General features: G+C 69.8%; 9 protein-coding genes and 1 pseudogene. 7 read left to right on the top strand and 3 right to left on the bottom strand.

Translation table 11 applies throughout. From position 1 onward, the window contains the following. The first annotated feature begins 130 nt into the window (after positions 1-130). Complete coding sequence (locus AB0O28_RS25750; protein WP_363644325.1) at positions 131-1,168, top strand: leucine-rich repeat domain-containing protein; 1,038 nt, start codon at positions 131-133, stop codon at positions 1,166-1,168. 52 nt (positions 1,169-1,220) lie between these two features. Here the strand turns inward: AB0O28_RS25750 and AB0O28_RS25745 are convergent, their stop codons facing one another. Further along, positions 1,221-1,871 (bottom strand): TetR family transcriptional regulator, encoded by a 651-nt coding sequence (locus tag AB0O28_RS25745; RefSeq protein ID WP_363644323.1) that lies wholly within the window; start codon positions 1,869-1,871, stop codon positions 1,221-1,223. A 125-nt stretch (positions 1,872-1,996) separates the two neighbouring features. Here AB0O28_RS25745 and AB0O28_RS25740 point away from each other — a divergent pair, with 125 nt between their 5' ends. Then, on the top strand, positions 1,997-3,565 hold the full coding sequence (locus AB0O28_RS25740) for a DHA2 family efflux MFS transporter permease subunit (protein WP_363644321.1): 1,569 nt from the start codon (positions 1,997-1,999) through the stop codon (positions 3,563-3,565). Between the two features lie 86 nt (positions 3,566-3,651). Further along, positions 3,652-3,912 (top strand): DUF3039 domain-containing protein, encoded by a 261-nt coding sequence (locus AB0O28_RS25735; protein ID WP_363644319.1) that lies wholly within the window; start codon positions 3,652-3,654, stop codon positions 3,910-3,912. 18 nt (positions 3,913-3,930) lie between these two features. On the opposite strand, the gene AB0O28_RS25730 is transcribed toward AB0O28_RS25735, so the two are convergent. Next, positions 3,931-5,133, bottom strand: coding sequence for an RNA-guided endonuclease TnpB family protein (locus AB0O28_RS25730; RefSeq protein WP_363644318.1), 1,203 nt, complete (start codon positions 5,131-5,133; stop codon positions 3,931-3,933). Positions 5,134-5,362: 229 nt separating this feature from the next. Here AB0O28_RS25730 and AB0O28_RS25725 point away from each other — a divergent pair, with 229 nt between their 5' ends. The 4 genes from AB0O28_RS25725 (at position 5,363) to AB0O28_RS25710 (ending at position 11,257) form a co-directional block, all read left to right on the top strand. Further along, the gene (locus tag AB0O28_RS25725; protein WP_363644316.1) at positions 5,363-6,667 is read left to right on the top strand and encodes a zinc metalloprotease; all 1,305 of its coding nucleotides are present in this window, start codon (positions 5,363-5,365) and stop codon (positions 6,665-6,667) included. Between the two features lie 181 nt (positions 6,668-6,848). Further along, a complete protein-coding gene (locus tag AB0O28_RS25720) occupies positions 6,849-7,997 on the top strand; it encodes a hypothetical protein (RefSeq protein ID WP_363644314.1) in 1,149 nt (382 codons plus the stop codon). Between the two features lie 386 nt (positions 7,998-8,383). Continuing rightward, positions 8,384-8,986, top strand: coding sequence for a hypothetical protein (locus tag AB0O28_RS25715; RefSeq protein ID WP_363644312.1), 603 nt, complete (start codon positions 8,384-8,386; stop codon positions 8,984-8,986). A 516-nt stretch (positions 8,987-9,502) separates the two neighbouring features. Next, positions 9,503-11,257, top strand: coding sequence for a DEAD/DEAH box helicase (locus tag AB0O28_RS25710; RefSeq protein ID WP_363644310.1), 1,755 nt, complete (start codon positions 9,503-9,505; stop codon positions 11,255-11,257). Positions 11,258-11,323: 66 nt separating this feature from the next. Here the strand turns inward: AB0O28_RS25710 and AB0O28_RS25705 are convergent. After that, positions 11,324-11,761 (bottom strand): annotated as a pseudogene (locus AB0O28_RS25705) (hypothetical protein); the annotation flags it as partial.

Here is an 11,761-nt window from a genome sequence, read left to right as displayed (position 1 = left end):
TGCACGAGCCATCGGACCAGCGCGATCTTCCCTTCGGGGCGCTCACCGGAGACCTGAAACACCGATGAAACGTTCACCTGCCGTCACGGCGGTGCCACGGTAGGGCGGGTGGTCTGTAGGGTCGGCTGCCGTGTCCGAATTCGATGTGGCCGGCGTCGGTGCGCCGGGGTCCGTGCCGCCCGCTATCGCCATACCCGCGCTGGATGGGGTGCCCTCGGGCGCCGTACGGTTCGCCGGTGGTGTGCCGGTCGCCCTGGCGGCACCCGGCGCGGGGCTGGCGTCGTTGCCCGCGGGCCTCGGTGACATGACCACGCTGTGCCACATCGACCTGGACGGGAACGCGCTTGCGACGGTGCCGGGCTGGATCGGGTGCCTGGAGCGGCTGCGCGTCCTGCTGCTCTACGGCAACCGGATCGCGGCCCTCCCGCCCGAGCTGGGCCGTCTCGTCTCGCTGGAACACCTCAGTGTGGGGCGCAACGCGCTGACCGCGGTGCCGGACGCGCTGTGGCGGCTGACCCGGCTGCGGTCGCTCAACCTGGCGGAAAACGAGATCGCCGGCCTTCCTGACGGCCTGGCCCGGCTCCGCGAGCTGCGCATGCTCGACCTGGGACACAACCGGCTCCGCGAGGTGCCCGCGGAGATCGGAGACCTGCCCTGCCTGACGGACTATCTCTATCTGAGCGACAACGGGCTCACCTCGGTGCCCGCCTCGCTGGGGCGGCTCAAGGGGCTCGGCTATCTCAACCTCGCGGAGAACCGGCTGGCCGCGCTGCCCGCGTCGATCGGCGGCATGACCGGCCTGCACGAGTTGCGCGTCCACGACAACCGGCTGACCGCGCTGCCGGAGACGATCGGCCGCCTGACCGGGCTGCGCGAGCTGCATCTCAAGAACAACCGCCTCACCGCGCTGCCCGAGCCGATCGGGAGCCTGAGCGCGCTGCGCCACCTGGACCTGCGCGGCAACCCGCTGGAACGGCTGCCCGGCTCCGTCGTCCGCCTGACGGAGCTGACCCACCTCGACCTGCGGGCGACCCGCCTCACCTCGCTGCCCGACGGGCTGGCCGAACTGCCGCGGCTGGAGAAGCTCGACCTGCGCTGGGTCAAGTTCGACGAGGCTCCCGCCTGCGTCCGGCCGCTGCGTGAGCGCGGGTGCGTCGTCCTGCTGTAGGGCCGTGCAGGTGGTGCACCGCTTGGGCCCGGCCCGCAGCGAGGACGAGGCGTCAGCTCACGGCGGAGGCCGGCCCCGCCGCGCCGGAGCGTACGGGCAGGTCCCAGCCGGGCCGCAGGGAGCGCTCGGCCAGCGTGAGCAGGCTCTCGTATCGCCGCGCGAGACCGCTCAGATCCTCCGTGGGCTCGTTCATGCAGAGCAGGCCGATGCCGACGAAGACCGACACGACGAACTGGGAGTGCAGGTCGTCGGGTGCCGTGCCCATCCTGCGGGCCATCTCGGCGACCAGCCTGCGCTCGTTTTCCCTGATCAGCCGCATAGCGCCGGCGAGCAGGGGCGGAGTGGTGTGGACGAGCCGCTGGGCCTTGCGGATCCTGCCCGCCTCGGCGTCGTCGAGCTCTCGTAGGATGCCCAGCATGGCGCGCATCGACTGACTCAACGCCGTGAACGGCGACTCCGACGGCGGCCGTGAAACCAGCTCGGCGAGGAACATCTCCTGCTCGTCGGCCGTCAGGGAGAGTGCCACGTCCTCTTTGGACGCGAAGTAGCGGAAGAACGTCCTGGGAGAGACCTCCACCTCGGCCGCGATCTGGTCGATCGTCGTCGCCTCGTACCCCCTGGAGAGGAAGAGGTCGAGAGCCGCGTCGATCAGGGCGTCCCGCGTCCGCTGCTTCTTGCGTTCGCGCAGACCCACGGCGGTCACCTCCTCGAAACTGCCGGTTCACAAACCCTCAATTGTCACCGTATGTCGGATAAAAGGATTTGTCATCTGTCATCGACTGACATAAATTACTGCAGTCGACTCAGTGTTGCTAAGGGGGAACCTCCATGACTCAAGCCGTATCGGCGGTGGACGCCGACGCGCCTCCAGGACGGGGCCAGGGCCATCCGTGGCTCACGCTGCTCGCCGTCTCGCTCGGCGTCATCATGGTCATGCTCGACGGCACGGTCGTGGCGATCGCGAACCCGGTCATCCAGGTCGAACTCAAGGCGACACTGGCCGACCTGCAGTGGGTGACCAGCGGTTACCTGCTCGCGCTGGCGGTCTTCCTGATCACCGCCGGCAAGCTCGGCGACCTCTTCGGGCACAAGCGGGTCTTCCTCATCGGCGTCGCCGGCTTCGCGCTGACCTCGCTCGCCATCGGCCTGTCGTCCTCGATCGGCGTGCTGATCGCGCTGCGCGTGCTGCAGGGACTTTTCGGCGCGCTGCTGCAGCCCGCCGCGCTGGCGTTGCTCCGGTCGGCGTTCCCCGGTGAGAAGCTGAACATGGCCATGGGCGCCTGGGGTGCGATCATCGGTCTGTCCAGCGCCGGCGGCCCGATCATCGGCGGCCTGCTCGTGGAGAACGTGAGCTGGCAGTCGGTGTTCTTCATCAACGTGCCGGTCGGCGTGGTGGCTCTGGTGTTCGGGCTGTGGGCGCTGCGGGAGAGCAAGGCCAAGACGCTGTCCAAGGTCGACTGGCTCGGCGTCGTGCTGCTGTCCGGCGCGATGTTCGCCCTGGTGTGGGCCATCATCAAGGCTCCCGAGTGGGGCTGGGGCGACGCCAAGACGCTCGGCTTCCTCGTCGCCGCCGTGGTCGTCGGGGGTGCGTTCCTGTTCTGGCAGTCGAAGGCGAGCGAGCCGCTGCTGCCGCTGAGCCTGTTCCGCAACGCCTCGGTCTCGATCGGGACCGTCCTCATGATCCTCATGTCGTTCGCGATGTTCGGCGCGATGTTCTTCCTCACGTTCTTCTTCCAGGGCGTGCACGGGCTCACGCCGCTCGACTCCGGCCTGCGGATGCTGCCGATGAGCGCCGGAATGATCGTCGCCTCGCCCATCGCGGGCGTCCTCATCGGCAAGCTCGGCCCGAAGATCACCATCGCGGGCGGCATGGTGATCGCCGCCATCGCCATGTTCCTCATGTCGCGGCTCACCGTCGACGCGGCCTTCGCCGACACCGCGATCCCGTTCGTGCTGCTCGCGTTCGGCCTGTCGCCGGTGTTCGTCGGCGCCACGGAGATCATCGTGGGCAACGCGCCCGAGGAGCTGAGCGGCGTCGCGGGCGGTGTGCAGAACTCCGCCATGCAGGTCGGCGGCGCGCTCGGCACCGCCATCCTGGGCGCGGTCGTGTCCGCCAAGGTGGCCGACGTGCTGCCGGGCTACCTCGGCCCGGTGGCGCAGGCCGTCAAGCCCGCGGAGATGGAGGGGCTGAAGGCCCTGGCGTCGGTGGGCCAGGCCCCGCCCGGGCTCCCGGCCCAGGTGGCCAAGACGGTCGCCGACGCGGCGCACCTGTCCTTCATGGACGGCCTGCAGCTCGGCTTCGTCGTGAGCACGGCGGTCGGTCTCGTCGCGGCGGCCCTGGCCCTGTTCGTCAAGGCCGGCCGCAAGACCGAGGGCGCCCCGGTCCACATGGGCTGACGTCCGTTCCCTTATGTACGGCTCCCGCCATCCCGGCGGGAGCCGTACGCGCGTCCGGGCCTGGGGCGCCCGCTCGCTCAGTAGACTTGGTATCCGTGAGCGGCACGAAGATTCTTCCCGAGAGCGACGTAACACCCCGGCTCTCGCACGGCGACGGTGACCACGAGCGCTTCTCGCACTTCGCCGACAAGAACAAGATCACCGAGAGCTACGTCACCGGCGCGCCGGTGCGGGCCCTGTGCGGCAAGGTCTGGGTGCCCAGCCGCGACCCGAAGAAGTATCCGGTCTGTCCGGAGTGCAAGGAGATCTACGAGGGGTTGCCCAAGGGCGAACCGTCCGGCGATTGACTTCCTCCCCCGCCTGAGCTAAAGGCGGGGGATTCCCACCCTCACGGGCTGGGCTTCCTGCTTCACCGCCGACCGCCGAAGGGCGGACCCTTGCGGACTTACATCAGCTCCACAGGCGGACACCGCTCGACCAGCGGCCAGGATGTTCTTCGCGGCATTCACGTCCCGGTCATGCCGGGTACCGCAGGACGGGCACTGCCACGTCCGAGTGCTGAGCGAGAGCTGAGCGAGCAGGTGCCCGCACGCACTGCACGTCTTCGAGCTGGGATACCAGCGGTCGATCACGACCAGGCGCCGGCCATACCGCCGGGTTTTGTATTCGAGCTGGCGGCGGAACTCACCCCACCCGCAATCGGAGATCGCCCGTGCCAGGGACCGGTTGTGAACCATGCCTTTGATGTTGAGGTCCTCGATCACGATCATGTCGTGGTCGCGGACCAGCCGCGTGCTGGTGCGGTGTAGGAAGTCGGCGCGGGCGTCCCGCACCTTGGTGTGGGCGCGGGCGACCTTCGCCTTGGCCTTGGCCCGGTTCGCGCTGCCGCGCTGCTTGCGGGCCATGCGCCGCTGGTAGCGGGCTAGGTTGCGCGCCTTGCGTTCCAGATGGCGAGGGTTGGGGATCTTCTCACCGGTGGACAGGACGACGAAGTCGGTCACGCCGAGGTCGATCCCGGCCTGGCTGCCGGTGGACGGCAGCGGCTCAGGATCGGCATCGGCCTCCACTGCCAGGGAGGCGTACCAGCGGCCGTCGCTGTCCCGGGAGACGGTCACCGTCGTCGGGTCGATCGTGGCGGGGTCGACCTCGGGCCAGGACCACACGAACGCGATCGGGCCGTCCATCTTCGCCAGGTGCAGCCGCCTGTCCCTCCATCGGAACGCCGACCGGGTGTAGGTCGCGCACTGGCGGCCGTGGCGGGACTTGAAACGCGGGTATTTGGCGCGGCCGGCGAAGAAGTTCACGAACGCCGTGTGCTGGTGCCGCAACGCCTGCTGCAGCGGAACGCTGGAGACCTCGTACAGGAAGTCGTGGCCGCCGTCGCGTTTCAGCTCGGTCAGGTGCCGGTCGGTCTGCGCATAGGAGGTCGTCGCGCCCTCGGCGCGGTAGCGGGCCTGCCGCCACGCCAGGACCGTGTTCCACACCAGGCGTACGCAACCGAACGTGCGGTTCAGCACCGCGGCTTGTTCGGCGGTGGGGTAGACCCGCACCTTGTAGGCCGTACGCATGTCGCATTTTACGAGCGCTTTGCCTGACCGGTCAGCGAAAGGAGCAAATGATGAGCGCTTCGCGCTTGGGGTTGTCCCGGCTCCGCCGGGCCACCCCTTGCGGGGTCCGGATCCCTCCCGGCCCTGATGGACTGGGCTTCCTCCGGAGGTCTCGGTGAGTGTCGATCCGGGATCATCACCTCCCCGGCGGCTAGGGTCAGCCTTCTGACCAGCCGTATCGGGGGAACGAATGGTTCGGCGACCCATCGCCGTCTTCCTTGCATGCCTTCACGCGCTGGGCGGCGCCTGCGCCGCCCCGGCGTCCGCCGCCTCCCGGGCGACCGGTGGTCTCACCGGCACCGGACTGCGCGGATCGCCGGCCTCCCGCCCGGACACCTGCCTCACCCGCCACGCCGCCGCGCAGCGCCGGCACGGCGTGGGCGTGCTGAGCCGTACGCCGGCTCATGCGCTGACTCATGCGCTGGAGCCGCGTGAGCCGGGGCCGGACGAGGTCGCCCGCATGTCGGCCGACCTGGCCCACAGGCTCGGCACGCCGTCGCCGGGAGGCACCGCGCAGCCGGGAGGCAGCACCGCGCAGCTGAGAGACACCGCAGAGCTGAGAGACACGGCGCAGGCGGGGGACGGTTCGCGGCCGGGGAGCGGGACGAACGGCGCGAGGAGCGCTCCCGGAGCGATCGAGCGGATCACCGTGCCGGTGTGGGTGCACATCATCAAAGACCACGCGCTCGGCCTGCCCGACGCCGCCGTCTCCCGGCAGATCGCCGTACTCAACACCGCCTACTCCGGCGGGTACGGCGGGGCCGACACCGGCGTGCGCTTCGCGCTCAAGGGCATCACCCACACCGACAACCGGAGCTGGTTTCGCGACCCTCTCGGCTTCGAGGAGCCGATGAAGAAGAAGCTGCGGGCCGGCGGTCCCGAGACGCTCAACCTTTACATCGCGCAGCTGAGCCGGCTCGTGCTCGGCTACTCCACCTACCCGTACTGGTACGACGACGAGCCCGTGCTGGACGGCGTGGTCATCGACTGGCGGAGCGTCCCCGGCGGGCCGCTGCGCGACTTCGCCAGAGGCTTCACGGCCGTGCACGAGATCGGCCACTGGTTCGGCCTGCTGCACACCTTCGAGAACGGCTGCAAGGCTCCGGGTGACTCGGTGGACGACACTCCCGCCGAGGCGTACCCGACGAACGGCTGCCCCTCGAAGAAGGACACCTGTCCCGCCCCGGGCGGCGACCCGATCCACAACTTCATGGACTACGCCCAGGACCGCTGCATGCGCGAGTTCACCGCGGGCCAGGGCGTACGCATCCACGAGATGTGGGACGCCTACCGCCGCCCGGCGCCGGAGGGAGCCGGCGCGGGCTTGCAGAGGGCCGCCGCGAACCCCGAGGAGGTCGCGCCGCCGCCTCAGATCGCCGCCGCGGACGGCTCTGTGCCGAGCCTCGCCGCCCAAGGGCATGACGAGCCGACCGGCCAGATGCCGGCCGGCGGAGCACAGGGTGACGAAAGAGCGGCAGAAGGCTTGAGCCGATGAAAAACCGGCGGGGAGACGCGGTGCGATGACGAATCGGTCGTGAGCCGTTGACGTGGCGGCGCGGGTGTGAGTAACTCCACAGCAGCGTTCATGGTCACCAAGCCCCGCGCCCGGCCCTGAGCGCGAGTCACTCGCCGGTTCCGTCCCACGCGCGCCCGGCCAGGCCGCCCGGGGAGGCTTTGTGGATGACCAGTGGATGCGCCGGGTCTGGCCCCCCGCCGAGGAGGAGTCCCCGCCGTCCAAGGAGGCCCCCACCCGCCCGTACGGTGCCCCGGAAGGGTCGTCGCGGTCGTCCACGCCGTCCGCATCTCCGCAGTGGCCCACACGCCCGTACGGCGGACGGGAGGCGGGCCGGGACTCCGACGACGAGGAAAGTTTCACCCGTGCGTACCGCCTGCCCGGCGGCGATGTGGCGGAGGAGAGACCGGCGCGTCCCGATTCCGGGGCAGGCTTCACGACCCGTCCGTATCACCTGCCGGATCTGGGCGAGGCGGGCCGGGAGGCGAGACGCTCACCGGAGCGGCCCGTTTCGACGGGTGGTGCCGGGGACGGCTTCACCGGTGTGTATCGCCTGCCGGGCGATGGGGGAGAGGAAACGGCGCGTTCCCAGCCTGGGGGCGGGTTGACCCCGCCCTACGGCGCCCCGGTCTCCGAGCGGCGTTCGGCGGACCGTCCGGTCTGGCCCTCTCTTGGACTGGAGTCCCCGGAGCCCGAGGAGGACCTGCCCCCTTCGGGCAGGCGTTATCGCGCGCCCGACACGCCGCCCCGCCGGATGCCGCGCTGGTTGCAGCGCCTCCTCGTCGGCGGTCTCGCGCTGGTCTGTTCGGCCGCCGTCATCGGCGCGGTCGTGGTCACGGTCCTGCACCGGGCCGAGACTGTGCCTCCCACGGTGATCCACGATCAGATCGCCGGCGTCGCCTACACGCTGCCGCCCGAGTGGCGGGAGGGCGTGGTCGCACCCGTGACCGGCTTCACCTCCGTCGCCGCGCGGGGGGACAGCGCCACGGTCATGGCGCGGCCCGGCGACCGGGTGGACCCGCCCAATCTGCGCTCGGCCGTCATCGACCTGAGCGACCTCTACACGCAACTGCTGCTGCACGGCGACAAGGTCGAGGTGCTCGACGACCACGCGGTGACCGTCGGCGGACGCCCGGGACACACGCGTGCCGTACGGGCCGAGTACACCGACGTGGTGAACGAGCCCGCTTTCATGCGGGTGACCCTGCTGACCCGGCCCGACGGCGGCAGCACGGTCCTGCTCGGGCTGGCCCATCCCGACAACCCGCGGTCCCGCGCCGAAATCGAGGGCCTGATGTGGGGAGCCCGCTGAACGCGCCGTGAATCCGGCCGCACATCCGTACGACGGCCCCCGCTGATGTCCGGAAATAGCCGTCTGGTCCTCACTGTTGAGGCCTTCATCGGGACATAGCAGCTCAACCGTGAGACCGGTCGGCATATCCGCTTACCCCTGTGACTTGAATGTCCGCCTGAATGTCCATATAGGGGCGTTGATCTGTGCTCGGGCGTATGTCTAGCGAATAAGAGGAGATAGTGGGGTCGCTGGAGCGGCTTTGAGGTAGGCGTAACATCTGTTTGCCGATATCCAATAAGTGGCTCGCTGCCCGCGTTTCCCCTGACAGGTATCTTCAATGTCGCATCGCACGAAAGCGCGGTGACCCGGAAAGACCAATTCTCTCACCATGGGGGGAAATCAAATTGATTTCTCGTAGGAGCAGCTCGGCCTCTGGTTCGCGTGGCGCCGGTCGCCTGCTGATGTGGTCCGCCGCGGCGGCGGTGACCTGCGCGACCGTGGGGCTGTCGGGCGTCGTTGCGGCGAGCGCCACCACCGCGACGGCGAAGGCCGCCCCGACCGGCCAGGTTGCCACTGGCCAGATGGGAGGCGGGGGGCGGTCGTACACGCCTTACCCGCGCCTCGACTCGACCAATGTCATCACGGCCTTCGGCGTTGGCGCCGCCGGCATCACGCCGACCGCCTCCGAGACCTTCACCGGGTCGGCGCGCAGGGGGCACGTGTGGGTCCACGACGGCACCAACTGGGTCGACCTCACGACGGCGTTCCCGGCGGGGTATTACTACGACATCAGCGTGGCTCCGGCCCCGAGCGCGGCCTTCGCCGCCGTCGGTGGAGTGCTGACGGGTGCGACCACGACCGGAACACCCGCCGGTCTGCTCAGGGTCACCGTGCGGCGGGCGGACGGCGCCATCCTCCGCACCGACTGCAGTGTCTCGTCCACGACGGGTGCGAGCACGCTGCCGCTGACCCGCAGCGACTGCAGCACCAACGCGACGCAGCTCTGATGGGCGCATCAGAGTAACCAACCAGGGCGGACAGCTCCGGAGACCGTTCGGCTCCCCGGGCTGTCCGCCCTGGTGCGTCTGAGGCACCGGCGTTTGGTATCCGTTTCACACACGCCGCGACAGATCACAAGACCTGCTTACTTCCGTCCGTGAGTTCACGTCGTACACCGGAGGACGTTCGCGCGCGGTCCGCGGCGGACACGGACGGGGCGGAGGTGTCGCCGGTTCGACTACCAGTGTCTGCCGCCCCGGCTTTCGTCATCGGGCCCGCATGCCGACCATGCAGGGTACGGCGACCAGCGGGAGCATGGGCATTGGCACCGACGCGACGACGAGTGGAGGAGGCCGTGGCGGGCGCAGCCGTGACCCCGATGTGTGCAGTGCCACACCGGTTCATTTCGGACCACCCTGCGTGTGCGGGGCACGTCCTGTCGGTCGGGCGGGCTAGTCTGAATCCACTGTGAGGGAGCGAACCGATAGAGACACCAGTGTGCTGACGAGTTCGGGGAGGCGTCGTTGAGCGTTTCGGCCGCGTCCCACCTCTCCCCGTCCTACCCCGACAGAGCCGCCTGGGGCACCGCCCCGAAGCTGCGTGCCTGGCAGCAGCAGGCCTTCGACCTCTACTTCAGCCGTGAGCCGCGCGACTTCCTGACCGTCGCCACCCCCGGCGCCGGCAAGACGACATACGCGCTGCGGATCGCCAGCGAGCTGCTCAGCCGCGGGGTCGTGCGCGCCCTGACGATCGTCACCCCCACCGAGCACCTCAAGCGGCAGTGGGCCGACGCGGCGGCCAAGGTCGGGATCAGCATCGACCCCGAGTTCAAGAACAGCCAGGGCGCCACCTCCCGCGACTACCTCGGCGTCGCGGTCACGTACGCGCAGATCGCGATGCACCCCGCGCTGCACCGGGCCCGCACCGAGGCGCGCAAGACCCTGGTGATCTTCGACGAGATCCACCACGCCGGCGACGCCAAATCGTGGGGTGACGGCGTCCGTGAGGCGTTCGAGCCCGCGACCAGACGACTGGCGCTGACCGGCACGCCGTTCCGGTCCGATGACAGCCCGATCCCGTTCGTCACCTACGTCGAGGACGGCGAGGGGGCGATGCGGAGCGTCTCCGACTACTCCTACGGGTACGGCCCGGCCCTGGCCGACAACGTCGTCCGCCCGGTCATCTTCCTGGCGTATTCGGGGGAGATGAAGTGGCGGACGCGGGCGGGCGACGAGATCGCCGCCACGCTCGGCACGCCGCTGACCAAGGACCAGCTCTCACAGGCGTGGCGGGCCGCCCTCGACCCGAAGGGCGACTGGATCCGACAGGTCATCCATGCGGCCGACCGGCGCCTCACCGAGGTGCGGCGGGGCGTGCCCGACGCGGGCGGCCTGGTCATCGCCTCCGACCACGAGGCGGCCCGCGCCTACGCCCGGCACATCCGCACGGTGACCGGCGAGGGCGCCGAGGTGGTGCTCTCCGACGACCCCGGCGCGTCGAAGAAGATCAAGGACTTCGCCACCTCCGACCGGCGCTGGCTGGTCGCGGTCCGGATGGTCTCCGAGGGTGTGGACATCCCCCGGCTGTGCGTCGGGGTCTACGCCACGAGCACCTCGACCCCGCTGTTCTTCGCCCAGGCCGTCGGGCGTTTCGTCCGCGCCCGGAAGCGGGGGGAGACCGCGTCGGTCTTCCTGCCCTCGGTGCCCGTCCTCATGGGCCTGGCGGGCGAGATGGAGGAAGAGCGCGACCACGTGCTGGGCCGTCGTCGCGACGAGGACGGCCTCGACGATCTGCTGCTCGAGCAGGCCCAGCAGGAGAAGAAGCAGCCCGACGCGCTCGGCGACGAGCTGCCCTTCCAGACGTTGGAGGCCTCCGCGACCTTCGACCGGGTGCTGTTCGACGGCGGCGAGTTCGGCACCGCCGCCGCCCCCGGCTCGCCGGAGGAGGAGGACTTCATCGGCCTGCCCGGCCTTCTGGAGCCCGACCAGGTGGCCTCGCTGCTGCGCAAGCGCCAGGCCGACCAGCAGGCGGCCAAGCGCAAGACCAAGAAGAGCGAGGAGCAGGCCCCGGCCCTCGCGCCGCACGAGCAGCTCGCCGAGCTCCGCAAGGAGCTGAACGGTCTCGTCGGCGCCTGGAACCACCGCACCGGCCAGCCGCACGGCGTCATCCACGCCGAGCTGCGCCGGGCCTGCGGCGGCCCCGCCATCGCCCAGGCCACCGCCGAGCAGGTCCGCGAGCGCATCGCGATGATCCGCAAGTGGGCCACCCAGCGCAGGTGACGCACCAAGGCCCTCGGTTCGCCGCCTGACCGGGACAGCGAACCGAGGGCCGCAGGTGGGGCTTCGTCAGACGGAGCGTTGCGCGGGGTTGCCGTCGATCTCTGCCTCGGAGAGTTTCCGCAGGTCAGTCGGCCGTGTCGTGGCGGACAGGGAGTCCAACCGGTCCAGAACCAGTTTGAACATCGCGGCGTTGGTCGCCGCCATGGTGTCCATCTGGCGGCTGACCGTGTTGACCTGTTCGGTCAATGTGGACACTTGCTCTCCTAGGCCGTCCACCCGCTCGGTGAGTCCGTCGACGCGTTCGCTGAGTCCGTCGACTCGGGTGGTGAGGCCGTCCATTCGGACTGTGAGGGTGTCGACGCGTTCGCTGAGTCCGTCGACTCGGGTGGTGAGGCCGTCCACGCGTTCGGTGAGGCCGTCCATTCGGACTGTGAGGGTGTCGACGCGTTCGCTGAGTCCGTCGACTCGGGTGGTGAGGCCGTCCACGCGTTCGGTGAGGCCGTC

Source organism: Microbispora sp. NPDC088329 (assembly GCF_040685655.1).
Classification (GTDB): Bacteria; Actinomycetota; Actinomycetes; order Streptosporangiales; family Streptosporangiaceae; genus Microbispora.
Note: the sequence above shows the minus strand (reverse complement) of the source record. Positions and strands in the feature narration are given on the sequence as shown.

Bases quoted from the DNA above. Each gene is read 5' to 3' on its own strand.
- AB0O28_RS25725 (WP_363644316.1), top strand. From the start codon at position 5,363: ATGGTTCGGCGACCCATCGCCGTCTTCCTTGCATGCCTTCACGCGCTG.
- AB0O28_RS25730 (WP_363644318.1), bottom strand. From the start codon at position 5,133: ATGCGTACGGCCTACAAGGTGCGGGTCTACCCCACCGCCGAACAAGCC.
- AB0O28_RS25740 (WP_363644321.1), top strand. From the start codon at position 1,997: ATGACTCAAGCCGTATCGGCGGTGGACGCCGACGCGCCTCCAGGACGG.